Genomic DNA, 24,518 nt, shown 5'->3' on the forward strand with positions numbered 1-24,518 from the left:
CCGCACCGGCGCCGACACCCTCGCCGTCGCGGCGAGCGCGCTTGCGCTGGGCGTTGGCGCCCTGCGAACCCGCGCTGCGGGTTCCGTCGTTGCCCGTGCGTCGCTGGCCGGAGGCCGGCAGCTGGTTCGTGGTGCGGGGGGCCGGCTTCACGTACGCCGCCACGTCGCCGGTGAGCGCGTTGACCGACGCGGAGTCGGCCGTCACGACCTCGGGTGTCACGGTGATCGCGGCCTTACGGAGGAGGTCCTTCACGTCCTTGCGTTGCGCGGGCAGCATGATCGTCACGACATCGCCGGCGGATCCGGCGCGCGCGGTGCGGCCCGAACGGTGCAGGTACGCCTTGTGCTCGGCCGGCGGGTCGACGTGGATGACGAGCTCGATGTCGTCGACGTGCACGCCGCGCGCCGCGACATCCGTCGCCACGAGCACCTTGACGTCGCCGGCGCTGAACGCGGCGAGGTTGCGGTCGCGGGCCACCTGCGAGAGGTTGCCGTGAAGGTCGACGGAGGGGATGCCCGCCTCGGTGAGCTGCTTCGCGAGCTTCTTGGCGTGGTGCTTGGTGCGCATGAAGAGGATGCGGCGTCCGGTGCCTGAAGCGAGCTTCTCCACGAGGACCCGCTTGGACTCGACCGACTCGGTCTCGAACACGTGGTGGGTCATGGCGGCCACGGGGGAGTTGGCCTCGTCGACCGAGTGCAGCACCTCGTTGTGGAGGAACTTCCGCACGAGCTTGTCCACGCCGTTGTCGAGCGTGGCCGAGAAAAGCAGTCGCTGACCGGTCGAGGGGGTCTTGTCGAGGATGCGCGTGACGACGGGCAGGAAGCCGAGGTCAGCCATGTGGTCGGCCTCGTCGAGCACGGTGATCTCCACGGCGTCGAGGCTCACGAAGCCCTGCTTCATGAGGTCCTCGAGGCGGCCCGGGCAGGCCACGACGATGTCGACGCCGGCCTTGAGCGCGGTCACCTGACGGCCCTGCGAGACGCCGCCGAAGATCGTGGTCGTCGTCATGCCGTAGGCCTTGGCCAGCGGCGCGATGACGGCATCGATCTGGGTCGCGAGCTCGCGGGTCGGGGCGAGGATGAGGCCGACGGGGCGGCCGGGGCGGCGCTTGCCGCCGGAGAGGGCGCCGGCGAGGCGGGCGACCATCGGGATGGAGAAGGCCAGGGTCTTGCCGGAGCCGGTCTTGCCCCGGCCGAGCACGTCGCGGCCGTTCAGGGTGTCGGGCAGGGTGTCGACCTGGATGGGGAAGGGCTCCGTGATGCCGGCCGCCGTGAGGGCGGTCACGAGGGGAGCGGGCACGCCGAGCGCGCCGAAGGAGGAAGGAGTGTTGGACAAGCGATGTGCCTTTCAGGCATCTGTCCGATGGGCACGTCTCACGCGAAGCCCACTCGGAATGTCAGCGAACGCACCGACGGTGCATCCGTTCGCCGCAAGAAGTATCTGCAAATGGAGTGGCAACCGGTGCCGCATCCACGAGAAGAGGGAGCGTTCTTTCGACGCACGGGGCTCGCATTCGAGCCCTCGAGTAACTTCAGTCTAGTGCACGATGCCGGAGTAGGCCTCGCCGACGGGTATTTCCCCCGCCACACGATTGCCGGGCTGGGCGAGCGGGCAGGCCCAGGCGGGGTCGTAGGCGCACGACGGGTTGTAGGCGAAGTTGAAGTCGAGCACGAGGTGCGCACCCGAGGCGCTGCCTCCGTGGGCATCGAGCGTGTCGTTGAGGTGGGCGCCCTTGATCGTGTCCACGAGGTAGCGCCCGCCGCCGTAGGTGCCGCCGGGCTTTCCGGCCCGGCCGTCCTTCACGGGAACGAAGAGGCCGCCGCCGTAGGAGGCCAGGCGCCACACGTCGAGTGCGCCCACTCCGTCGATCCGCGCCTCACCGAGCAGCTCGAACGGCACGACGCCGTCGGTGCCGGTCTCGAAGTCGAACCGCCGGGGTCGCGGGTCGTCGTCGGCCACGGGCTCGATCGACACCTCGAATCGCCAGGCGGCGTCGTACTCGGCCACGGGGAGGCCGGCGAAGGCCGCGCGGTCGTCGGGAAGGAGGGGAGAGGCGGCGTGCCCGGCGAAGAGCCGGTCGCGCTCGAGTCGCCAGTGCTCGTGGGCGGCGGCCACGTCGCCGGTGGCGCTGCGGCGGCGCACCTCCTCATAGATCTCGAACACGCGCAGCCGCCAGTCGGCCGTCTCGAGTGCGGTGATGGCCGAGGCGCTCACGCGGCCGCCTCCGTCTGATCGGTGTCGGTCTCGGCGGCATCCGGCACGGGCGGGTCGTACGCCCAGGTCGGCGCGAGCTTCTGCAGCTTGTGCCCCCGGAACTGCCAGAACGACCACAGGCTGTACCAGGCGAACGGGGTCAGGAGCCCGGCGCCCACCACGAGCTGGTCGCGGTAGAGCGTCCTGCCGGTTCCGGCGGGGTCGGGGGCGACAGCCATCTTGTGGTCCCAGAGCTTGATGGTGCTCACGGCACCCGTCACGCCCTGCCCGGAGTCGTGCACGATCCGCACCTCGCCCCGCTGCCGGGTCTCGAAGTCGAGCCTGATGATCTGCTTGCCCATCGGGATCACGCCGCCGCCGCGCATCGACACCGGATGCTGCCCCGGCTCCCACACGCTCGGGAACCCGTCGGCCGCGAGCGACTCGATCTCCACGAGCGGACTCGACACCTCCCGGAACACCGCAGGGCTCCGGATCGCCCGCCAGGCCGCATCGGGGTCGCAGTCGAGGATCAGCTTCAGCAGCACGCGCATCCCCCCAGTGTGCTCGTAAAATCGACGGATGCCCACCGAGCCCGACGCCGCAGCCGTCGCCCAGTCCTCCTATCAGGTGCGCCTGCACGTGGGGATGCCGGCGGCCGCCCTCGAGCAGCTGGCGGCGCTCGCCGAGTGCGTCGTCCTCGTCGACGCACTTCCCGACGACGTCGACGGAGGTCCTCTCCTGAACGAGCGGATGCTCCGGGCCGGCTTCACGAACCGCTCCGCCACCGCACGCGCCGTTCTCGACGCCCAGGCGCGGAAGGGCGACCGCCTCCCGGTCGACATCGTCACCCCCGCGGCGCCGGACGGCCGCTTCGCCGTCGAGGACTTCCTCGCGGCCGGCGCGGTCGTCGACGCCCTGGCCGACCTCGGCCTCGACTTCTCCTCCCCGGAGGCCGCCTCCGCCTGCGCCGCCTTCACGGGCCTCCGCGGCGCCCTCGCCCACCTCGTCTCGGCCTCGCCCGCAGGCCGCGCCTGGACCGCCGCCGGCCGCACGGCCGCCCTCCACGCCGCCACCCGCCTGGACCCCGCCCCCTGAGCATCAACTACTCATCACCCCCACCCGCCGCTTCGTGATGTGCTGTCGCGATGCGCTTCAGAACCCTCCTCGCCGTCGCGGCCTTCGCCCCCCTCCTGGCCTCCTTCGCCCTCGGCGCCGCCACCACGGCGGAGGCGATCGAGCTCTCGCCACCGGGCGTCCCCTCGCTCTGGCACGACCTCCCGCTCGCCTCGACAGGGGGAATGGCCGACCAGATGGCCACCGATATCGCGGGCGACGTCTGGTATCACGACGGCAACAGCCACGACCTCGTCCGCGTCGACTCCGGCAGCCGGGCGCAGACCGCGTTCCCGATCGATCCCGCCAGCTGGGTGCTCGGCATCGTCGGCACGCCCGACGGAGCGATCTGGTTCACGGATCTCCGCAGCCACACCATCAACCGCCTCGAACCCTCCTCCGGAACCGTCACCTCGCATCCGCTCACCGGCGTCGCGTACACCCCGTCGTCTCTGGCTCTCGGCTCCGACGGTGCGATCTGGTTCGGCGATCCCTTCGACACCAAGCTCGTGCGGGTCGACGGCACCGGTCACCTCCTGTTCCTGCCCGAACCGCGTGACGAGCGGATCCTGTCGGTCGCCACCGCTCCGGACGGTCGCCTCTTCTACACACGCACCGGCTCGGATCGGCTCGGCGCGTACGACCTTCGCACCGGCACCTTCTCCGACCTGGGTGTCGGCGCGACCGCGGGCGAGCACATCACGGCGGGAGCGAGCGGCTCGATGTGGATCGATGGCGCGAGTGAGTTCACCGAGATAGCCCCCGACGGCACCGTGACGGTCCACCCCTTCGCTACCGGCGGCCCCATCCCCGTCCGTCCGATCGACCTGGTCGGCGGCGATCTCGCAGGCGATGGTGAGGTCGAGCTCTCCTTCATCGACCCGGAGTACGGCTTCGGCACCCTCGATGCGGCGGGTGCCGTGCACTTCAGCCGCCTGGACGGATCCCGCACGTCCATCGCACTCGACGGTGCGGGCCACGTCTGGGTGAATGACCTGTGGGGTGCCTCGTTGCAGTGGCAGTGAGGCGTAGCGTGGTCTCGACACAGGAGGTCACCACATGAAGGCAGTTCTAAACGGCACCGTCATCGCCGAAGCACCCAAGGAAGACCTGATCGCGATCGAGGGCAACTGGTACTTCCCGCCCTCGAGCGTGAAGTCGGAGTTCCTCGAGAAGAGCCCCACTCCCTACACCTGCCCGTGGAAGGGCGAGTGCCAGTACTTCGACGTCAAGGACGGCGACGAGTCCCTGAAGGACCGCGCGTGGAGCTACCCCACCCCCTACCCCACGGCCTTCGACCGCGTGGGCAAGGACTTCAGCAACTACGTCGCCTTCTGGAAAGAGGTCCAGGTCACCGACTGACCTGCCGCCCACCCGCCGACTTGACACAAGACGTGCCAAGTCGGCGTTCTAAGGCGCGACTTCTGTCAAGTCGATGGTCCGAGAGCCTCGTCGAGACCCGAGGGCCTCGGTATGCCGACACCCCTCAGCGCGACTGCGCGAGCGTGTCCCGCCGCACCGCCGAGACGTCCCGCCGCGCCCACTCGATCAGGTGCGCCGAGCTGAACCCCCGAGCGCACAGGCTGCACGACAGCCGCGACTTCGGCCGCCGGTGCCGGTAGAACTCGTGCCCGGCGGGGCAGCGCCCGATCCACGGCGCGAGCTCGTCGGCCCGCGTGCCGTCGTGCAGCCGCGAGCCCTCGTAGCCGATCTCGCGGGCGATGGCCACCCACCGTGCCCCGTGCCCCGCCGCCGATCCGGCGAGCGCGTGCGCCACCTCGTGCAGCAGGATCTGGTGGATCTCGTCGTCGTCGTACCGCGCCGCCAGGTAGCGCGACACGGTGATCCGGTGCGCCGTGTAGTTGCACTGCCCGGCCCGGGTCTTGGCGTTGTCGAAGCCGAAGCTCCACACCGACGGGTCGAGGTGCAGCGCGATGAGCGCATCCGCCCACCGCGTCACCCGCGCGAGATCAGCCATGCGTCGACGAGCCTCAGGCCGACATCAGCGACTCGGTCACGGCGACGGCCACGAGCGAGCTCTCGAGCTGGTCGAGCGATGCGCCCTGCTTCTCCATCAGGAACACGGCGGCCTTGAAGTCGACGAGGGCGGCCTCGTAGTCCTTCGTCTCGAACTGCACCTTGCCCCGCGCGAGCGTCGCGATCGCCTCGAGGGCGCCCCACTCGTGCGTCTGCGCCTCCTCGACGCAGAGCCCGAGCTCCTGCAGAGCGGCCGGGTACTTGCCCTGGTACTGCTGCACCTGGGCGCGGCGGATGCGCGCACCGAGCGCGAGCTCCCGGTCACCCGAGAAGCGCGCCTGACGCACGGCCTCGTTGGCGATCGTGAAGGCCTCGTCGAGCCGCTCGAGCAGGCGCAGCAGCACCACCTTCTCGTTGAGCGCCGACAGGCTGCGGAGCTTCCCGAGCTCGTCGAGTCGCTCGCTCGCCGCGCGCGCATCGACCTTCTCGCGAAGGGTGGTCATGTCATAGCCCGTGATGATGCTCAGTTCGTGCTCCAGGTGCGTGGTTTCCCGTGCCCTCACGATACCCAGAGCGCTCCGGATGCGCGCGGCAGACAGCGGCAGGTCGTGAAACCAGCGGCGAGCGACAGCCTGTGCAGGACCAGACGGCTCACCCCGCCGGGACCAGCCCGACCTGGTACAGCACGTCGTCGCCGTCCCGCGGCGTCCCGCGCCCGTCGGTGTTGTTCGTGAGCAGGTACACCGACGAGCCCGGACCGCGCACGACGTCCCGCACCCGCCCGAGCTGCCCGCCCTGGTACCACTCCCGGGCGGCGCCGTCGAACCCGATCGTCCACAGCCGCTCGCCACCGAGCCCCGCCATGAACACCGTGTCGCCGACCACGGCGATGCCGGACGGCGAGGCGTCGTCGGTGTCCCACTGCTGCACGGGGTTCGCGAAGGCGGGGTCCGAGCCGATCCCCTCCACCACGGGCCAGCCGTAGTTGCCGCCGGGCGTGATGACGTTGATCTCGTCCCAGGTGTCCTGACCGAACTCGGCCGCCCACATCGTGCCGTCCGCCGCCCACGCGATGCCCTGAGGGTTCCGGTGCCCCACGGACCAGATGGGCGAGCCGGGGAACGGGTTGTCGGCCGGCACCGACCCGTCGGGCGCGACCCGCAGGATCTTGCCGCCCAGCGAGTCGAGCGACTGCGCATCCGTCGGCACGCTCGCGTCGCCGGCCGTGATGTAGAGCATGCCGTCGGGCCCGAACGCGATCCGGCCGCCGTTGTGGTTCGAGGCGCGCGGCAGCCCGGTCAGCACGGGCTCGACCGCGCCCACCGTGCGGGCGCCGGCGGTGCCGGAGAGCGGCATCCGCACCACCCGGTTGTCGCCACCGGTGGTGTGCTGGGCGTAGAGGTAGGTCCCGGCCGGCGTCTCGAGCGCGGCGATCCCCATCAGCCCGCCCTCGCCCGCCGCCGCCACATCGGGCACGGTCGCGATCGGGGTCGCGGTCCCACTGCTCACCTCGAGGATGCGCGCGGTGTCGCGCTCGCTCACGAACACCGATCCGTCGGCGAGCTGCGCGATCGACCACGGCGCCTGCAGCCCGCCCACCACCGCGACCGGGTCACCGGAGGGCACGAGAGGCCCGAGATCCTCGGCGGCAGGAGTCGGCACCGCCGAAGCAGACGGAGAAGCAGACGGAGAAGGAGCAGCAGACGGAGAAGAAGAAGGAGCGACCGAGGCGGTCATGGTCGGAGCCGCCACCTCCCCACTGCACGCCCCCAGCACGAGAGCGGTGACGGATGCCCCCACCAGCGCCCCGAGACCCCGTCGCGTGCGTGCGCTCGTCCTGGTCATCCGGGCCTCCGATGCTGTCGACTACTCGTCCAGTCTCTTCCGGTCTACCTGGAAAATGCTCCGAGCGGGTGCGGGCGAGGGCGTCGAGGTCTGGTCGGTGGACACGGGGGCCCCGGCGATGAAGTTCTCGAGCTCCCGTCCGGTCACGACCTTCGCGGCCACCGGGTCGCCCGCGAGCAGCCGCGGCAGGGTATCGAACGGCAAGGGAGATGCCGAGGCGAAGGCCACGACGTTGCCGAACCGGCGGGCCTTCAGCATCTGCGGGTCGACCGCGAGGGCGACGTCGGCGAAGACGTGCGAGAGCGTCGCCGCCTGGCTCCGCGCGAACGCGAGGCCCGCGCCGTCGGCCACGTTCACGGCCACGATCCCCGTGGGCACGAGGAGCGCGGCCACCTCCCGGTAGAACTCCGCGCTCGTGACGTGCGCGGGCGTCCGCGCTCCGGCGAACACGTCCACCACCACGACGTCGACGGCGCCCTGCATGCCGGGCGGGAACTTCGAGAGAACCTCTCGTGCATCGCCGTGCCGCACCCGGATGCTCCCGCGCGGCAGCGGCAGGTGCGTCCGCACGAACGACACGAGCGAGCTGTCGATCTCCACCACCTGCTGCCGCGATCCCGGCCGGGTGGCCTCCACGTAGCGCGGGAGCGTGAACGCGCCGCCGCCGAGGTGCACCGCGGTGATGGGCGAGCCCGGGGTGCCCACGAGATCGATCCCGTGCCCGATCCGCCGCACGTACTCGAACGACAGGTAGGTCGGGTCCTCGAGGTCCACGTGCGACTGCGGCGTGCCGTCGACGATGAGCACCTGCGAGCCCGGCCGGAACCGGTCCTCCTCGATGGTCGCCAGCAGTCCGTCCTCGAGCCGGGTCGACGGATGCTCGACCGGGTCCCCGCGCCTGTCCCGTCCTCGTGCCATCCGTCGACCCTACCCGGGCCGCGTGGCGGCATCCGGTCGCCGGGGCGGGTAGACCCACGTCACGAGCACCACCGAGATGATCATGAGCAGGAACCACGATCCGAGCTTCGAGATCGACACGAGCTGCCAGCCCGCCATCTGGTCGGGGTAGCTCCAAGCCTCTGAGAAGGTCGCGATGTTCTCGGCGAACCAGATGAAGAGCGCCACCAGCAGGAACGCCAGGAGCACGGGCATCCTGAGCGTGCGGCGGAAGACGCGGAAGTGCATCCAGGTGCGCGCGAAGAGCACGACCACCGCGCCGAGCAGAACCCACCGCAGATCCCAGATGAAGTGGTGGGTGAAGAAGTTCGCGTAGATGACGGCGGCGAGGATCGCGGTCGCCCACACCGGCGGATACCGCGTGAACCGCAGGTCGAACAACCGGTACACGCGCACGAGGTACGACCCGACGGCGGCGTACATGAACCCGCTGAACAGCGGCACGCCCGCGATCCGGAGGAGGCCCTCGCCCTCGTACATCCACGACCCCACGTCGGTCTTGAAGATCTCCATCACCGTCCCCACGATGTGGAAGAGCACGATCACCCGCAGTTCGCGGAACGTCTCGAGCCTGGTCGCGATCATCACGATCTGGATGCCGACGGCCGCCAGGGTGAGGAAGTCGTTGCGGGCGAGCGCGGCGTCGTCCGGGTACCAGAGCCGGGCGGCGAAGATCACGGCGAGGAGCGCACCGCCGAACACGCAGGCCCACGCCTGCTTGAGCCCGAAGGCGAGGAACTCCACGAGCCAGGAGACGGGCCCGCGGGTGGGGGTGGCGGCGAGGATCCGCCGCCATCGCGACTCGAGGCCCCGCTCGACATCGCTCATTCCGCGGTTATACCTGAGAAAAGGAAACCGGTCAAGGATTCGACTGGACAGGCGTGTCGGATGGGCCTATAGTTGTTCTTTGCGCTCCCAGAACAACCATGCCTTCATATTGTGGTCGGCAGCTGTGCGTTCCACGCCAGCAACACTCTAGAACCATATTGCGGGTTCAGACCAAATCTGCGGAGTTCTCGACACCACATCGACCGTAAGTAACACAAGGCCCGACGGGGTCCACGGAGGTTATTTCCTTGGCTGCTGCGCGCAACGCAACCACCACTTCACCCAAGAACGGTCGGGCCGCATCGCGGCTCTCGTTCGCCAAGATCACCGACACCCTGACCGTTCCGGATCTGCTCGCTCTGCAGACCGAGAGCTTCGACTGGCTGGTCGGAAACGACGTGTGGAAGGCACGCGTCGCGGAAGCGAAGAAGGCCGGTCGTCAGGACCTGCCCAACAACTCGGGTCTCGATGAGATCTTCGAGGAGATCTCTCCGATCGAAGACCTCGGCGAGACCATGCAGCTCAGCTTCACGAGCCCGTTCCTCGAGCCCGAGAAGTACACCATCGACGAGTGCAAGGAGCGCGGCAAGACCTACGCGGCTCCCCTCTACGTCGAGGCCGAGTTCATGAACCACCAGACCGGTGAGATCAAGACCCAGACGGTCTTCATGGGCGACTTCCCGCTCATGACCGAGCGCGGAACGTTCATCATCAACGGCACCGAGCGCGTCGTCGTGTCGCAGCTCGTCCGGAGCCCCGGCGTCTACTTCGACCGCACCCCCGAGAAGACCTCCGACAAGGACATCTACTCCGCTCGCATCATCCCGAGCCGCGGTGCCTGGCTCGAGTTCGAGATCGACAAGCGCGACCAGGTCGGCGTCCGCATCGACCGCAAGCGCAAGCAGTCGGTCACCGTGTTCCTGAAGGCCCTCGGCCTCACCAGCGAGGAGATCCTCGAGGAGTTCAAGGGCTACGCGTCGATCGAGGCCACCCTGGAGAAGGACTCGATCCTCACCAAGGAAGAGGCCCTGAAGGACATCTACCGCAAGCTCCGCCCGGGCGAGCAGGTCGCCGCCGAGGCTGCCCGCGCCCTGCTGGACAACTTCTACTTCAACTCCAAGCGCTACGACCTGGCGAAGGTGGGTCGTTACAAGATCAACCGCAAGCTCGGTATGGACGCGCCGCTGTCCGACTCGGTGCTCACCAACCAGGACATCATCGCCACGATCAAGTACCTGGTGGCCCTGCACGACAACCAGACCGTGCTCCCCGGAGTGCGCGACGGCAAGAAGGTCGAGATCCGTCTCGACGTCGACGACATCGACCACTTCGGCAACCGCCGCATCCGTGCGGTCGGCGAGCTCATCCAGAACCAGGTCCGCACCGGTCTGTCCCGCATGGAGCGCGTCGTCCGCGAGCGCATGACCACGCAGGACATCGAGGCGATCACCCCGCAGACCCTGATCAACGTGCGCCCCGTCGTCGCCGCGATCAAGGAGTTCTTCGGAACGAGCCAGCTGTCGCAGTTCATGGACCAGAACAACCCCCTCGCGGGCCTGACGCACAAGCGTCGCCTCTCCGCGCTGGGCCCGGGTGGTCTGTCCCGTGAGCGCGCCGGCGTCGAGGTGCGAGACGTGCACCCCAGCCACTACGGCCGCATGTGCCCGATCGAGACCCCGGAAGGCCCGAACATTGGCCTCATCGGTTCGCTCGCCTCGTTCGCGCGGATCAACTCGTTCGGCTTCATCGAGACCCCGTACCGTCGCGTCGTCGACGGCGTGGTCACGGAGAACATCGACTACCTCACCGCGTCGGAGGAGGACGAGTACATCGTCGCCCAGGCCAACGCGCCGCTGACGGCCGAGGCGACCTTCGCCGAGGCCCGCGTGCTCGCCCGCAAGAAGGGCGGCGAGGTCGACCTCTTCCCGAAGGAGGACATCGGCTACATGGATGTCTCGCCGCGCCAGATGGTGTCGGTCGCGACCTCCCTCATCCCCTTCCTCGAGCACGACGATGCGAACCGCGCGCTCATGGGCGCCAACATGCAGCGTCAGGCCGTGCCGCTGCTCCGCTCGGAGTCGCCGCTGGTCGGAACCGGCATGGAGGGCTTCGCGGCCATCGACGCCGGTGACGTGGTCACCGCGAACGGCGCCGGTGTCGTGCAGGAGGTCTCGGCCGATTCGGTCACCGTCCTCCTCGACGACGCTGGAACCGAGACCTACTACCTGCGCAAGTTCGACCGCTCCAACCAGGGCACGTCGTACAACAACCGCGTCATCGTCTCCGAGGGCGAGCGGATCGAGGTGGGTCAGGTCATCGCAGACGGCCCGGCCACCGAGAACGGCGAGCTCGCACTCGGCAAGAACCTCCTCGTGGCGTTCATGCCGTGGGAGGGTCACAACTTCGAAGACGCGATCATCCTCAGCCAGAACCTGGTGAAGGACGACGTGCTCTCCTCGATCCACATCGAGGAGTACGAGGTCGATGCCCGCGACACCAAGCTCGGCAAGGAGGAGATCACCCGTGACCTCCCCAACGTGAGCCCGGAGCTGCTGGCCGACCTCGACGAGCGCGGCATCATCCGCATCGGAGCCGAGGTCCGCCCCGGCGACATCCTGGTCGGAAAGGTCACGCCCAAGGGCGAGACCGAGCTCTCGGCCGAGGAGCGCCTGCTGCGCGCGATCTTCAACGAGAAGTCCCGCGAGGTCCGTGACACGAGCCTCAAGGTGCCTCACGGTGAAGAGGGCACGATCATCGCCGTCAAGGAGTTCTCCGCGGAGAACGACGACGAGCTCGGCTCGGGCGTCAACCAGCGCGTGGTCGTCTACATCGCCCAGAAGCGCAAGATCACCGCGGGTGACAAGCTCGCCGGCCGTCACGGCAACAAGGGCGTCATCTCGAAGATCCTCCCGGTCGAGGACATGCCGTTCCTCGCCGACGGAACTCCGGTCGACATCGTCCTCAACCCGATGGGCATCCCCGGCCGCATGAACTTCGGCCAGGTGCTCGAGACCCACCTCGGGTGGATCGCGAAGCAGGGCTGGGAGGTCGACGGCAAGCCGAAGTGGGCCGCGAACCTGCCCGAGCAGGCGCGTTCCGCTGCTCCCGGCACCAAGGTCGCGACCCCGGTGTTCGACGGCGCGTCCGAGGAGGAGATCGCGGGTCTGCTCGACTCCACCACGCTCACGCGTGACGGCGAGCGCCTGATCGGCTCCTCGGGCAAGACGCAGCTCTTCGACGGCCGCTCCGGCGAGCCGTACCCGGAGCCCGTCTCGGTCGGCTACATGTACATCCTGAAGCTGCACCACCTCGTCGACGACAAGATCCACGCCCGCTCCACGGGCCCGTACTCGATGATCACGCAGCAGCCGCTGGGTGGTAAGGCGCAGTTCGGTGGACAGCGATTCGGTGAGATGGAGGTGTGGGCGCTCGAGGCATACGGTGCCGCCTACGCCCTGCAGGAGCTCCTGACCATCAAGTCCGATGACATCCTCGGCCGCGTCAAGGTGTACGAGGCCATCGTCAAGGGCGAGAACATCCAGGAGCCCGGCATCCCCGAGAGCTTCAAGGTGCTCATCAAGGAGATGCAGTCGCTCTGCCTGAACGTCGAGGTGCTCTCGGCCGATGGCACCGCGGTCAGCCTCCGCGACACGGACGACGAGGTCTTCCGTGCCGCCGAAGAGCTCGGCATCAACATCTCCAGCCGCTTCGAGTCGTCGTCCATCGACGACATCTGAGCCGGCAACCACTAGAAGACTTTTTCCAGGAGAGAAGGAAAATTGCTCGACGTAACAACTTTTGATGAGCTGCGGATCGGCCTCGCAACGGCCGACGACATCCGCAAGTGGTCGCACGGTGAGGTCAAGAAGCCCGAGACCATCAACTACCGCACGCTGAAGCCCGAGAAGGACGGCCTCTTCGGAGAGCAGATCTTCGGGCCGAGCCGTGACTGGGAGTGTTCCTGCGGCAAGTACAAGCGGGTGCGCTTCAAGGGCATCGTCTGCGAGCGCTGCGGTGTCGAGGTCACGAAGTCGTCGGTGCGCCGCGAGCGCATGGGCCACATCGAGCTCGCCGCCCCGGTCACGCACATCTGGTACTTCAAGGGTGTGCCCAGCCGCCTCGGCTACCTGCTCGACATGGCGCCGAAGGACCTCGAGAAGGTCATCTACTTCGCCGCGTACATGATCATCTCGGTCGACGAGGACGGCCGTCACGAGGACATGCCCGGGCTGGAGAACGAGCTGCGGCTCGAGATCAAGACCCTCGCCGACCAGCGTGACGCCCGCATCGCCGACCGCCTGTCGCGCCTCGAGACCGACCTCGCCGAGCTCGAGAACGAGGGCGCCAAGGCCGACCAGAAGCGCCGCACGAAGGATGGCGCCGAGAAGGAGATGTCGCAGACCCGCAAGGCCTACGACGACCAGATCTCCCAGCTCGAGCGCGTCTGGGAGGACTTCCGCAACCTCAAGGTGGGCGAGCTGAAGCCCGAGGACGCGATCTTCCACGAGCTGCAGGACCGCTACGGGATGTACTTCGAGGCCTACATGGGCGCCGAGGCCATCAAGAAGCGCCTCGAGGCCTTCGACCTGGAGACCGAGGGCGAGAACCTGCGCCTCCAGATCTCCGAGGGCAAGGGCCAGAAGAAGATCCGTGCGATCAAGCGACTCCGCGTCGTGAGCTCCTTCCTCGCCACCGGCAACTCGCCGGCCGCGATGGTGCTCGACGTGGTGCCGGTCATCCCGCCGGAGCTCCGCCCGATGGTGCAGCTCGACGGTGGCCGCTTCGCGACCTCCGACCTCAACGACCTCTACCGTCGTGTGATCAACCGCAACAACCGTCTCCGTCGACTGCTCGACCTCGGTGCCCCCGAGATCATCGTCAACAACGAGAAGCGGATGCTGCAGGAGGCCGTCGACGCCCTGTTCGACAACGGCCGCCGTGGTCGCCCCGTCACCGGTACCGGCAACCGCGCCCTGAAGTCCCTGAGCGACATGCTCAAGGGAAAGCAGGGTCGTTTCCGCCAGAACCTGCTCGGCAAGCGCGTCGACTACTCGGGCCGTTCGGTCATCATCGTCGGCCCGCAGCTGAAGCTGCACCAGTGCGGTCTGCCCAAGCAGATGGCCCTGGAGCTCTTCAAGCCGTTCGTGATCAAGCGCCTGATCGACCTGAGCCACGCTCAGAACATCAAGGCCGCGAAGCGCATGGTCGAGCGCAGCCGTCCGCAGGTGTGGGACGTGCTCGAGGAGATCATCCGCGAGCGCCCCGTGCTGCTGAACCGTGCGCCTACGCTGCACCGTCTCGGCATCCAGGCCTTCGAGCCCCAGCTCGTGGAGGGCAAGGCGATCCAGCTGCACCCGCTCGTCTGCGCCGCGTTCAACGCGGACTTCGACGGTGACCAGATGGCCGTCCACCTCCCGCTGTCGGTCGAGGCCCAGGCCGAGGCGCGCATCCTGATGCTCGCGTCGAACAACATCCTGAAGCCCTCCGACGGCCGTCCGGTCACCCTGCCCACGCAGGACATGATCATCGGTCTGCACCACCTCACGACCATCAAGGAGGGTGCGATCGGCGAAGGCCGTGCGTTCTCCTCGGTCTCCGAGGCGATCCTCGCCAAGGATCAGGGTTCGCTCGACCTCAACGCCGTCGTGAAGATCCGCATGTCGGATGTCCACTTCGCCGAGGGCGCGGCTCCCGAGGGCTACGAGGGCGGTCCCGTGATCATCGAGACCACGCTCGGTCGCGCGCTGTTCAACGAGGCGCTGCCGGCGGACTACCCGTACATGCAGCAGGTCGCCGACAAGGGCGCCATCTCCGCGATCGTCAACGACCTCGCGGAGCGGTACCCCAAGGTGGAGGTCGCTGCATCGCTCGACCGCATCAAGGACGCGGGCTTCTACTGGGCCACGCGCTCCGGTGTGACCGTGGCTCTCTCCGACATCCTGACCCCGCCGAACAAGCGGGAGATCGTCCAGGGCTACGAGAAGCAGGCCGCCAAGGTGCAGGGCCAGTTCGAGAAGGGTCTGACGACCGACCTCGAGCGTCGTCAGGAGCTCATCCAGATCTGGACGAAGGCCACCGACGAGGTCGCCGCAGCCATGCGCGCAAACTTCCCGGTCGACAACACGATCAACCGCATGGTCACCTCGGGTGCACGTGGTAACTGGCTGCAGGTGCGCAACATCGCCGGTATGCGAGGCCTCGTGAACAACCCGAAGGGTGAGATCATCCCTCGCCCGATCATCTCCTCGTACCGTGAGGGACTGTCGGTGGCGGAGTACTTCATCGCCACCCACGGTGCTCGAAAGGGTCTCGCCGACACCGCTCTGCGTACGGCCGACTCGGGCTACCTCACGCGTCGTCTCGTGGACGTCTCGCAGGATGTCATCATCCGCGAGCCCGACTGCGGCACCTCGCGCGGTCTCGACCTGCCGATCGCGAACGAGGGCGCCGACGGCGTCTGGACTCGCGACGACAACGTCGAGAACTCGGTCTACGCCCGCTCGCTGGCCGCTGACGCGGTCAACGAGAAGGGCGAGGTCGTGGCCGAGGCCGGAGACGACGTCGGAGACGTGCTGATCGACAAGCTCGTCGCTGCGGGCGTCCGCACCATCAAGGTGCGCTCGGTCCTCACCTGCGAGTCCGCCGTTGGTGTCTGCGCGACCTGCTACGGCCGGTCGCTGGCCACCGGCAACCTCGTCGACATCGGAGAGGCCGTCGGCATCATCGCGGCCCAGTCGATCGGCGAGCCCGGCACGCAGCTCACGATGCGCACCTTCCACACCGGTGGATCGGCTTCGGCCGACGACATCACGCAGGGTCTTCCCCGCGTGCAGGAGCTCTTCGAGGCCCGCACCCCCAAGGGTGCGTCGCCCATCGTCGAGGCCGCCGGTCGCGTCACCATCGAAGACACCGACCGCAGCCGCAAGGTGATCCTCACGCCCGACAACGGCGACGAGCCGATCGCCTACCCGGTGCTGAAGCGTGCGACCCTCCTCATCGAGGACGGGCAGCACGTGGAGCTCGGTCAGCAGCTCATCGTCGGCGCCGTCGACCCGAAGGAAGTCCTTCGCGTCAAGGGCGTTCGCGAGGTGCAGAAGCACCTCGTGGGCGGTGTGCAGGGCGTCTACCGTTCGCAGGGCGTGCCGATCCACGACAAGCACATCGAGGTCATCGTGCGCCAGATGCTGCGCAAGGTCACCGTCGTGGAGCACAGCGACACCGACCTGCTGCCGGGTGAGCTCGTCGACCGGTCGCGCTACACCGAGGTGAACCGCGCTGCGGTCGCCGAGGGCAAGCGCCCCGCATCGGCTCGCCAGGAGGTCATGGGAATCACCAAGGCCTCGCTCGCGACCGAGTCGTGGCTGTCGGCCGCGTCGTTCCAGGAGACCACGCGTGTTCTCACGCAGGCCGCCATGGAGGGCAAGTCCGACCCGCTGGTGGGACTGAAGGAGAACGTGATCATCGGAAAGCTGATCCCGGCCGGAACCGGTCTCCAGAAGTACCGCAACGTCACCGTCGAGGCGACCGAAGAGGCCAAGGCCGAGCGCTACCCGAACCGCATCTTCACAGATGACTCGGTGTTCTCGGAGGCGGACCTCTCGTTCGTCGACTTCGACAGCTTCTCGAGCGACGACTACACGCCGGGCACCTACAACTAAGCAGGCATCCGCGTGACCCGGAAGGCCCTCCACCGTTCAGGTGGGGGGCCTTCCGCCGTCTCGGCGCGCATCCCTCGGTTGCGGTCCCGCCGTTGCTAAGGTTTCGCCATGAGCACCGAGGATCGACCCGACGAGCAGCCGGAATTCCCCCAGGATGACGCCGCTGCGGCTTCATCGGCGTCCGTCCCGCCCCCCATGCCCGAGATCCCGGCCTGGCAGGCCCCCGCCGACCACACGCCGGCGTCGCCCATCCCGATCCCCGATCCGATCCAGATGCCCACGGCTGCGGCGACCCCGGCCGCCGAGCCGTCGGTCGACGAGAGGGAGCCCACCACGGCTCCGGATGCCGAGACCGCCACGCGTGAGCCGCTGGGCGGCCCGTACGTGGTCAGGGAGCACGGTGCGCCCGTCGCGGAGCAGGCGACGGCCGCGTACGAGCGGCAGCCTTCCGGCGGCCCCTACGTCACGTCGTCCGAGCCGGCAGAACCGCGGGACGCCGACGTGCGCACCCCGTACCCGGCCGCGGCCTTCGCTCCCGCGCCCGCCGCCGCCGCTGTCGCAGCCCCCGCCGCCGCGTCCGAGCCGCAGCCCGGCTACGCCCCCTACCAGCAGGCGCCGCAGCCGCTCGCCCCGCAGCCGCCCCGCCCTCGCGGCAATCGAGGCGTCGGCTCCCTCATCGCCCTCGCCGGCACGGCCGTCTTCGCCGTCGTGTACGCCGGCGTCGCCTTCCTCATCATCGCCGCCAACCTCGCCGGTGCCGCGGCCGTCTCGGCCTTCACGTCGTTCCTGCTGAGCGCCGCCTTCATCGTGCCGGTCGTCGTCTTCGCCATCGCCCTCGTGCTCATCGTCCTGATCGTGAATCGGGCCGGCTGGTGGGCCTACGTGCTCGGCGGCGTCCTCGTGGCGGTGCTGGTGTACGTGGCGGGCATCGCCGGAGCGCTCATCCACGTCAACGCGTGGAACTGGCAGCCCCAGGAGCAGTACGACTTCGTGCGCTCGCTCACGATGGATCCGCTCACCCTCGCCGGCGCGATCATCGCACGCGAGGCCGCCATCTGGACCGGCGCCTGGATCGCGTTCCGTGGCCGCCGTCTGAAGGCGAAGAACGTCGCCGAGCGCGAGGAGTTCGAGCGCAGCCGGGCCGACGCCACGACGGACTCCCAGCGCGAGGGCGCAGCGCCCAGCACGACCTGGTAAGATCCTCTAGTCCCGACTGCCGCCGAGCTCACAGCCCATAGCTGACAGCTCACGGGCGACTGGGATGGGCACCCGCATTTGACCCTTCTGGGTCTACCAGCTATTCTTTTCCGGGTGTGTGCGAATTCGCATGCCCAATTTTAGAGCGAAGCAGAACGACAGTTCCCACTGCTCCACCAGCCAGCGATACCAGAGCCATTTTGTACCGCCGGTGGGTCCAGACGAACTCGACACGCCAGAGATGGTGGTGCGAGGGCGTGAACGAACGGATGCGCGCAGAGCGCAGCCGGCAGAGATTTCAACACCGAGCGTTATGAATACAAGGAGTAAGTAGTGCCAACCATTCAGCAGTTGGTCCGCAAGGGTCGCACCCCGAAGGTCGTCAAGACCAAGGCGCCCGCCCTCAAGGCCAACCCCCAGCAGCGCGGCGTGTGCACCCGTGTGTACACCACCACCCCCAAGAAGCCGAACTCCGCGCTTCGCAAGGTCGCCCGCGTCAAGCTGTCCAACGGCACCGAGGTCACCGCCTACATCCCCGGTGAGGGCCACAACCTGCAGGAGCACTCGATGGTGCTCGTTCGCGGCGGTCGTGTGAAAGACCTCCCCGGCGTTCGCTACAAGATCATCCGCGGCGCGCTCGACACGCAGGCCGTGAAGAACCGCAAGCAGGCTCGCAGCCGGTACGGCGCGAAGATGGAGAAGAAGTAATGCCTCGCAAGGGTCCCGCCCCGAAGCGTCCCGTTGTCGCCGATCCGGTCTACGGCGCGCAGATCGTCAGCCAGCTCGTCAACAAGATCCTCCTCGATGGCAAGAAGGCCACCGCTGAGCGCATCGTGTACGACGCTCTCGAAGGCGTCTCCGCCAAGAACAGCCAGGACGCCGTCGTCACCCTGAAGAAGGCTCTCGACAACGTGCGCCCGACCCTCGAGGTCCGCAGCCGCCGCGTCGGTGGCTCGACCTACCAGGTGCCGATCGAGGTCAAGCCTCACCGCGCCAACACCCTCGCACTCCGCTGGCTCACCACCTACGCGAAGGCCCGCCGCGAGAAGACGATGACCGAGCGTCTCACCAACGAGATCCTCGACGCGTCGAACGGTCTGGGCGCCGCGGTCAAGCGTCGCGAAGACACCCACAAGATGGCCGAGTCGAACAAGGCGTTCGCGCACTACCGCTGGTAGTCGTTCGACCCCCCTCTTTCCCACCCTTACCTTTCGGAGGAAATCCGTGGCACAGGACGTGCTCACCGACCTGAACAAGGTCCGCAACATCGGCATCATGGCGCACATCGATGCCGGCAAGACCACCACGACCGAGCGCATCCTGTTCTACACGGGTATCACGCACAAGATCGGTGAGGTCCACGACGGCGCTGCCACGATGGACTGGATGGCGCAGGAGCAGGAGCGTGGCATCACGATCACCTCCGCTGCGACGACCTGTTTCTGGAACAAGAACCAGATCAACATCATCGACACCCCCGGTCACGTCGACTTCACCGTCGAGGTGGAGCGTTCGCTCCGCGTGCTCGACGGCGCGGTCGCCGTGTTCGACGGCAAGGAGGGCGTCGAGCCCCAGTCCGAGACGGTGTGGCGTCAGGCCGACAAGTACAACGTGCCCCGCATCTGCTTCGTCAACAAGATGGACAAGCTGGGCGCCGACTTCTACTTCACGGTCGACACCATCATCAACCGCCTCGGCGCCAAGCCGCTGGTCCTCCAGCTCCCGATCGGTGCGGAGTCCTCCTTCGAGGGCGTCGTCGACCTGGTCGAGATGCGTGCGCTCACCTGGCGCGGAGACTCCAAGGGTGACGTGCAGATGGGTGCCAAGTACGAGATCGAGGAGATCCCGGCCGACCTCAAGGAGAAGGCCGACGAGTACCGTCAGCTCCTCCTCGAGACCGTCGCCGAGACCGACGACACGCTGCTCGAGAAGTTCTTCGGTGGTGAGGAGCTCACGATCCCCGAGATCAAGGGCGCCATCCGCAAGCTCACCGTGAACAGCGAGATCTACCCCGTGCTGTGCGGCTCCGCGTTCAAGAACCGCGGCGTGCAGCCGATGCTCGACGCGGTCGTCGACTACCTCCCCTCCCCGCTGGATGTGCCCGCGACCGAAGGTCACGACATCCGCGACGAGGAGAAGGTCGTGGAGCGCCACCCCGACCCGAAGGACCCGTTCGCGGCCCTCGCGTTCAAGGTCGCCGTGCACCCGTTCTTCGGTCGTCTCACCTACATCCGCGTGTACTCGGGTCACCTCGACTCCGGCGGACAGGTCATGAACTCGACCAAGGGCAAGAAGGAGCGCATCGGCAAGATCTTCCAGATGCACTCCAACAAGGAGAACCCGGTCGACTCGGTCACCGCGGGCCACATCTATGCGGTCATCGGCCTGAAGGACACCACCACCGGTGACACCCTGTCGGACCCGTCGAACCAGATCGTCCTCGAGTCGATGACGTTCCCGGAGCCCGTGATCGAGGTCGCGATCGAGCCGAAGACCAAGGCCGACCAGGAGAAGCTGGGTGTCGCCATCCAGAAGCTCGCTGAGGAGGACCCGACCTTCCGCACGGAGCAGAACCAGGAGACCGGTCAGACGGTCATCAAGGGAATGGGCGAGCTCCACCTCGACATCCTGGTCGACCGCATGAAGCGCGAGTTCAACGTCGAGGCGAACGTCGGAAAGCCCCAGGTGGCCTACCGCGAGACGATCCGCAAGACCGTCGAGCGTCACGACTACACGCACAAGAAGCAGACCGGTGGATCCGGCCAGTTCGCGAAGATCCAGATCGCCATCGCGCCCCTCGAGGTCACCGCGGAGACGGTCTACGAGTTCGAGAACAAGGTCACCGGTGGCCGCGTGCCGCGCGAGTACATCCCTTCGGTCGACGCCGGAATCCAGGATGCGCTGCAGGTCGGCGTGCTCGCCGGCTACCCGATGGTGGGCGTCAAGGCGACCCTCCTCGACGGCGCGTCGCACGACGTCGACTCCTCGGAGATGGCGTTCAAGATCGCCGGCTCCATGGCGTTCAAGGAGGCTGCTCGCAAGGCCAGCCCCGTGCTGCTCGAGCCGCTCATGGCCGTCGAGGTCCGTACTCCCGAGGAGTACATGGGCGACGTCATCGGCGACCTGAACTCCCGTCGTGGTCAGATCCAGTCGATGGAGGACGCGCAGGGTGTCAAGGTCGTGCGCGCCAACGTCCCGCTGTCGGAGATGTTCGGCTACATCGGCGACCTCCGGTCGAAGACCTCCGGTCGTGCGGTGTACTCGATGACCTTCGAGAGCTACGCCGAGGTCCCGAAGGCTGTGGCCGACGAGATCATCCAGAAGAACAAGGGCGAGTAGCGCCCGAGTTCTGCGGGCCTCGTAGGTTCGCGTAAAATATCAACAAACCCCCGCTTGGCTCCCGGATGCAATCCAGCATCCGAGATCCCGGCATGAGAGTCCTGAGGAGGACCTAGTGGCTAAGGCCAAGTTCGAGCGGACCAAGCCGCACGTCAACATCGGAACGATCGGTCACGTTGACCACGGTAAGACCACTCTTACCGCTGCCATCTCGAAGGTCCTGGCGGACAAGTACCCGTCGGCGACCAACGTTCAGCGCGACTTCGCGTCGATCGACTCCGCTCCTGAGGAGCGCCAGCGCGGCATCACGATCAACATCTCGCACGTCGAGTACGAGACGCCCAAGCGTCACTACGCTCACGTCGACGCCCCCGGCCACGCCGACTACATCAAGAACATGATCACCGGTGCGGCTCAGATGGACGGCGCGATCCTCGTGGTCGCCGCCACTGACGGCCCGATGGCTCAGACCCGTGAGCACGTGCTGCTCGCCAAGCAGGTCGGCGTGCCGTACCTCATGGTGGCTCTGAACAAGTCGGACATGGTCGACGACGAGGAGATCCTGGAGCTCGTCGAGCTCGAGGTCCGCGAGCTGCTCTCGAGCCAGAACTTCGATGGCGACAACGCACCCGTCGTCCGCGTCTCGGGCCTCAAGGCTCTCGAGGGCGACGAGAAGTGGGTCGAGTCGATCGTCGAGCTGATGAACGCCGTCGACGAGTCCATCCCGGACCCGATCCGCGACAAGGACAAGCCGTTCCTCATGCCCGTCGAGGACGTCTTCACGATCACCGGTCGTGGAACCGTCGTCACGGGCCGCGCCGAGCGTGGCACCCTGGCCATCAACTCCGAGGTCGAGATCGTCGGCATCCGCCCGACGCAGAAGACCACGGTCACGGGTATCGAGATGTTCCACAAGCAGCTCGACGAGGCCTGGGCCGGCGAGAACTGTGGTCTGCTCCTCCGCGGCACCAAGCGCGAGGACGTGGAGCGCGGACAGGTCGTCGTCAAGCCGGGTTCGGTCACGCCGCACACCGACTTCGAGGGCACCGCGTACATCCTGTCGAAGGATGAGGGTGGGCGTCACAACCCCTTCTACACGAACTACCGCCCGCAGTTCTACTTCCGCACCACCGACGTCACCGGCGTCATCACGCTGCCCGAGGGCACCGAGATGGTCATGCCCGGCGACACCACCGACATCTCGGTCGCGCTGATCCAGCCGATCGCGATGGAGGAGGGCCTCGGCTTCGCGATCCGTGAGGGTGGCCGCACCGTCGGTGCCGGTACCGTCACCAAGATCAACAAGTAACAAGAGTCACCTAGCAAAGGGCCGTGCCTTCGGGCGCGGCCCTTTCGCGTACCCGGGCGAGGGGCCACGATGGAGTCATGGCTATCGACGACATCACCAAGAAGGCTCAGGCATTCCTCAAGGACAACAAGGTCCAGGATGCGCTGAAGAGCGAGAAGGCCGAGGAGATCAGCGACAAGCTCCTCGACAGCGTGGCGAACGCGGCCAAGAAGGCCACGGGCGGAAAGCACGACGCGAAGATCGACGAGGCGAAGGCGAAGGCCGACAAGCACATCGGCAACCAGTAGCCCCTCCGTCGGGGTCGCCCTCGCGCGAGGATTGGTAGGCTCGATTCTCGTGTCAGAAACTCCGAAGAGCGCCGTGGCGCCGCAGCAGAACGATCCCTCCTTCGACGACGTGTGGGACGAACTGAACTACCGCGGCCTCGTGCACGTCTCCACGGATGCCGACGCGCTGAAGGCCCTCCTCGCGGGGCCTCCGATCACGTTCTACTGCGGGTTCGACCCCACAGCGCCGAGTCTCCACCTGGGCAACCTGGTGCAGATCCTCGTGATGCGCCGGCTGCAGCTCGCCGGTCACCGGCCGCTCGGGCTGGTAGGCGGGTCGACCGGCCTCATCGGCGATCCGCGCCCGACGGCTGAGCGCACCCTGAACACACGCGAGACGGTGGCCGAGTGGGTCGGCTACCTCCGTGGTCAGATCGAGCGCTTCTTGAGCTTCGAGGGTGACAACGCAGCGAGGATGGTGAACAACCTCGACTGGACCGCACCCCTCTCGGCGATCGACTTCCTGCGCGAGGTGGGCAAGTACTTCCGGGTCGGAACGATGCTGAAGAAGGATGCCGTCTCGGCCCGCCTCAACTCGGATGCCGGCATCAGCTACACCGAGTTCAGCTACCAGATCCTGCAGGGCATGGACTTCCTCGAGCTCTACCGGAGCTACGGCTGCGTGCTGCAGACCGGGGGGAGCGACCAGTGGGGCAACCTCACGAGTGGCACCGATCTCATCCATCGTGCGGAGCACGCGAGTGTGCACGCCATCGGTACGCCCTTGATCACGAACTCCGACGGCACGAAGTTCGGCAAGAGCGAGGGCAACGCCGTGTGGCTCGATCCGGCGCTGACGAGCCCCTACGCCTTCTACCAGTTCTGGCTCAACACCGATGATGCCGACGTGATCGACCGGCTTAAGATCTTCACGTTCCTCGGCCGGAGCGAGATCGAGCGTCTCGAGCGTGCGGTGGCCGAGGAGCCCTTCCGCCGTGAAGCCCAGCGGACACTGGCCTTCGAGGTCACGGCGCTCGTGCACGGGGTGGCGGCGACCGAAGCCGCGATCGCCGCAGCGGCGGCCCTGTTCGGGCAGGGTGCTCTCGACTCGCTCGACGAGTCGACCCTCGCCGCCGCGATCTCGGAGCTCCCGACCCTCGAGGTGTCGGCGGAGACCACGATCCTCGAGGCGCTCGTCGGGTCTGGTCTGGTCGGCAGCTCGAGCGAAGCGCGGCGTGCGATCTCCCAGGGTGGCGTGTACCTCAACAACGTCAAGGTGAAGAGCGATGCTGCCGTCGTGGGGGAGTCGCTCCTGTCCGGCCGGCACGCCGTTCTGCGCCGGGGCAAGAAGACCCTCGCGGGACTCGTCGCATCGGCGTGATCCCGGGCGACACGCCCGGGCGTCAGCGCGAGTTGCACAGCCCCTGAGGCCCGCGTAATGTAATCCCTCGTCACCCCACAGGTGCGGAAAAGCGGAAGAGCTTACCGGCCTCAAGCGGAGACCAAAACCCCTACTGAATCTCACTTCACGGTGAACTTCGGTTTGACTTTCGGGTCGAGAATGGTAGGGTTGAGAAGTTGCCCGGAGGGCCGCCAGCTGTGGTTGGTGGGGCCGGTGCGTCCGATCCTTGAGAACTCAACAGCGTGCACAATGTCAAATGCCAAAAACCCGTTGGTTAGCTTCGGCTGACTACGGATTCCTTTTGGGAAACATTTAAACAAAACAAAGCAAGTCAGTAATGATTTGTTCTGTCAGTTTCAAACTTGCAAGTCAGTGAACCTATTCCGGTTGCTGGTTTGTGCGTAAACATTTACGGAGAGTTTGATCCTGG

At 67.2% G+C, this 24,518-nt stretch carries 20 protein-coding genes; 12 read left to right on the plus strand and 8 right to left on the minus strand.

All coding sequences use genetic code 11. The features are described from left to right. The 3 genes from Q0D57_RS13470 to Q0D57_RS13480 all read right to left on the minus strand — a co-directional run. A partial coding sequence (locus Q0D57_RS13470) for a DEAD/DEAH box helicase (RefSeq protein WP_291044853.1) occupies positions 1–1,336 on the minus strand: 1,336 nt, incomplete at its 3' end. A gap of 201 nt (positions 1,337–1,537) precedes the next feature. After that, positions 1,538–2,215 carry a DUF1684 domain-containing protein gene (locus tag Q0D57_RS13475; RefSeq protein ID WP_291044857.1) on the minus strand — a complete coding sequence of 226 codons (678 nt, stop codon included), beginning with the start codon at positions 2,213–2,215 and terminating at the stop codon, positions 1,538–1,540. Next, a complete protein-coding gene (locus tag Q0D57_RS13480) occupies positions 2,212–2,748 on the minus strand; it encodes a hypothetical protein (RefSeq protein ID WP_291044860.1) in 537 nt (178 codons plus the stop codon). The genes Q0D57_RS13475 and Q0D57_RS13480 overlap by 4 nt, the downstream gene beginning before the upstream one ends. Positions 2,749–2,776: 28 nt before the next feature. On the opposite strand from Q0D57_RS13480, the gene Q0D57_RS13485 reads away from it, so the two are divergent. Genes Q0D57_RS13485 through Q0D57_RS13495 form a run of 3 tightly spaced genes read left to right on the plus strand, consistent with a single transcriptional unit; the run spans position 2,777 to position 4,672 of the window. After that, entirely contained in the window at positions 2,777–3,292 is a 516-nt protein-coding gene (locus Q0D57_RS13485; RefSeq protein ID WP_291044863.1) for a 2-phosphosulfolactate phosphatase, read from the plus strand. A gap of 50 nt (positions 3,293–3,342) precedes the next feature. Continuing rightward, positions 3,343–4,335 carry a hypothetical protein gene (locus Q0D57_RS13490; RefSeq protein ID WP_291044868.1) on the plus strand — a complete coding sequence of 331 codons (993 nt, stop codon included), beginning with the start codon at positions 3,343–3,345 and terminating at the stop codon, positions 4,333–4,335. Between the two features lie 34 nt (positions 4,336–4,369). Further along, entirely contained in the window at positions 4,370–4,672 is a 303-nt protein-coding gene (locus Q0D57_RS13495; protein WP_291044869.1) for a DUF427 domain-containing protein, read from the plus strand. Positions 4,673–4,796: 124 nt separating this feature from the next. On the opposite strand, the gene Q0D57_RS13500 is transcribed toward Q0D57_RS13495, so the two are convergent. From Q0D57_RS13500 to Q0D57_RS13520, 5 genes are all read right to left on the minus strand, one after another. Further along, positions 4,797–5,288 carry a SprT-like domain-containing protein gene (locus tag Q0D57_RS13500; RefSeq protein WP_291044872.1) on the minus strand — a complete coding sequence of 164 codons (492 nt, stop codon included), beginning with the start codon at positions 5,286–5,288 and terminating at the stop codon, positions 4,797–4,799. A 13-nt stretch (positions 5,289–5,301) separates the two neighbouring features. Continuing rightward, on the minus strand, positions 5,302–5,790 hold the full coding sequence (locus tag Q0D57_RS13505) for a hypothetical protein (protein WP_291044875.1): 489 nt from the start codon (positions 5,788–5,790) through the stop codon (positions 5,302–5,304). A gap of 148 nt (positions 5,791–5,938) precedes the next feature. Beyond that, positions 5,939–7,132: a PQQ-dependent sugar dehydrogenase gene (locus Q0D57_RS13510; RefSeq protein ID WP_291044878.1), complete on the minus strand. Its 1,194-nt coding sequence runs from the start codon at positions 7,130–7,132 to the stop codon at positions 5,939–5,941. A 21-nt stretch (positions 7,133–7,153) separates the two neighbouring features. Next, positions 7,154–8,050, minus strand: a complete 897-nt coding sequence (locus Q0D57_RS13515) for a fused MFS/spermidine synthase (RefSeq protein WP_291044881.1) — start codon at positions 8,048–8,050, stop codon at positions 7,154–7,156. A 9-nt stretch (positions 8,051–8,059) separates the two neighbouring features. Further along, positions 8,060–8,917 carry a DUF817 domain-containing protein gene (locus Q0D57_RS13520; protein ID WP_291044885.1) on the minus strand — a complete coding sequence of 286 codons (858 nt, stop codon included), beginning with the start codon at positions 8,915–8,917 and terminating at the stop codon, positions 8,060–8,062. Between the two features lie 248 nt (positions 8,918–9,165). Between Q0D57_RS13520 and rpoB the strand changes: the two genes are divergently transcribed. The 9 genes from rpoB (at position 9,166) to tyrS (ending at position 24,067) form a co-directional block, all read left to right on the plus strand. Then, entirely contained in the window at positions 9,166–12,654 is a 3,489-nt protein-coding gene (gene rpoB, locus Q0D57_RS13525) for a DNA-directed RNA polymerase subunit beta (RefSeq protein WP_291044887.1), read from the plus strand. Positions 12,655–12,696: 42 nt separating this feature from the next. Continuing rightward, positions 12,697–16,575 (plus strand): DNA-directed RNA polymerase subunit beta', encoded by a 3,879-nt coding sequence (locus Q0D57_RS13530; protein ID WP_291044890.1) that lies wholly within the window; start codon positions 12,697–12,699, stop codon positions 16,573–16,575. A 108-nt stretch (positions 16,576–16,683) separates the two neighbouring features. Next, positions 16,684–17,772 (plus strand): hypothetical protein, encoded by a 1,089-nt coding sequence (locus tag Q0D57_RS13535; protein ID WP_291044894.1) that lies wholly within the window; start codon positions 16,684–16,686, stop codon positions 17,770–17,772. Positions 17,773–18,105: 333 nt separating this feature from the next. Beyond that, entirely contained in the window at positions 18,106–18,480 is a 375-nt protein-coding gene (gene rpsL / locus Q0D57_RS13540) for a 30S ribosomal protein S12 (RefSeq protein ID WP_022882694.1), read from the plus strand. Then, positions 18,480–18,950 carry a 30S ribosomal protein S7 gene (rpsG, locus tag Q0D57_RS13545; RefSeq protein ID WP_259530148.1) on the plus strand — a complete coding sequence of 157 codons (471 nt, stop codon included), beginning with the start codon at positions 18,480–18,482 and terminating at the stop codon, positions 18,948–18,950. The genes rpsL and rpsG overlap by 1 nt, the downstream gene beginning before the upstream one ends. Before the next feature lie 46 nt (positions 18,951–18,996). Further along, positions 18,997–21,111 (plus strand): elongation factor G, encoded by a 2,115-nt coding sequence (gene fusA / locus Q0D57_RS13550; protein WP_291044901.1) that lies wholly within the window; start codon positions 18,997–18,999, stop codon positions 21,109–21,111. A gap of 115 nt (positions 21,112–21,226) precedes the next feature. Continuing rightward, positions 21,227–22,420, plus strand: coding sequence for an elongation factor Tu (tuf, locus tag Q0D57_RS13555; protein ID WP_291044904.1), 1,194 nt, complete (start codon positions 21,227–21,229; stop codon positions 22,418–22,420). A gap of 77 nt (positions 22,421–22,497) precedes the next feature. Further along, positions 22,498–22,707 carry an Rv0909 family putative TA system antitoxin gene (locus tag Q0D57_RS13560; protein ID WP_291044907.1) on the plus strand — a complete coding sequence of 70 codons (210 nt, stop codon included), beginning with the start codon at positions 22,498–22,500 and terminating at the stop codon, positions 22,705–22,707. Between the two features lie 49 nt (positions 22,708–22,756). Beyond that, on the plus strand, positions 22,757–24,067 hold the full coding sequence (gene tyrS, locus Q0D57_RS13565) for a tyrosine--tRNA ligase (protein ID WP_291044912.1): 1,311 nt from the start codon (positions 22,757–22,759) through the stop codon (positions 24,065–24,067). Positions 24,068–24,518: the final 451 nt, after the last annotated feature.

It is taken from the genome of Herbiconiux sp. (assembly GCF_023264895.1).
In the GTDB taxonomy this organism is placed as follows: Bacteria; Actinomycetota; Actinomycetes; order Actinomycetales; family Microbacteriaceae; genus Herbiconiux.

What these genes read in the sequence shown, in the direction of transcription:
- Q0D57_RS13505 (WP_291044875.1), bottom strand. Translation starts at nt 5,790, where the DNA reads ATGACCACCCTTCGCGAGAAGGTCGATGCGCGCGCGGCGAGCGAGCGA.
- Q0D57_RS13535 (WP_291044894.1), top strand. Translation starts at nt 16,684, where the DNA reads ATGAGCACCGAGGATCGACCCGACGAGCAGCCGGAATTCCCCCAGGAT.
- Q0D57_RS13480 (WP_291044860.1), bottom strand. Translation starts at nt 2,748, where the DNA reads ATGCGCGTGCTGCTGAAGCTGATCCTCGACTGCGACCCCGATGCGGCC.
- Q0D57_RS13500 (WP_291044872.1), bottom strand. Translation starts at nt 5,288, where the DNA reads ATGGCTGATCTCGCGCGGGTGACGCGGTGGGCGGATGCGCTCATCGCG.
- Q0D57_RS13495 (WP_291044869.1), top strand. Translation starts at nt 4,370, where the DNA reads ATGAAGGCAGTTCTAAACGGCACCGTCATCGCCGAAGCACCCAAGGAA.
- Q0D57_RS13490 (WP_291044868.1), top strand. Translation starts at nt 3,343, where the DNA reads ATGCGCTTCAGAACCCTCCTCGCCGTCGCGGCCTTCGCCCCCCTCCTG.
- Q0D57_RS13515 (WP_291044881.1), bottom strand. Translation starts at nt 8,050, where the DNA reads ATGGCACGAGGACGGGACAGGCGCGGGGACCCGGTCGAGCATCCGTCG.
- Q0D57_RS13510 (WP_291044878.1), bottom strand. Translation starts at nt 7,132, where the DNA reads ATGACCAGGACGAGCGCACGCACGCGACGGGGTCTCGGGGCGCTGGTG.
- rpsG (WP_259530148.1), top strand. Translation starts at nt 18,480, where the DNA reads ATGCCTCGCAAGGGTCCCGCCCCGAAGCGTCCCGTTGTCGCCGATCCG.
- Q0D57_RS13520 (WP_291044885.1), bottom strand. Translation starts at nt 8,917, where the DNA reads ATGAGCGATGTCGAGCGGGGCCTCGAGTCGCGATGGCGGCGGATCCTC.
- Q0D57_RS13485 (WP_291044863.1), top strand. Translation starts at nt 2,777, where the DNA reads ATGCCCACCGAGCCCGACGCCGCAGCCGTCGCCCAGTCCTCCTATCAG.
- Q0D57_RS13560 (WP_291044907.1), top strand. Translation starts at nt 22,498, where the DNA reads ATGGCTATCGACGACATCACCAAGAAGGCTCAGGCATTCCTCAAGGAC.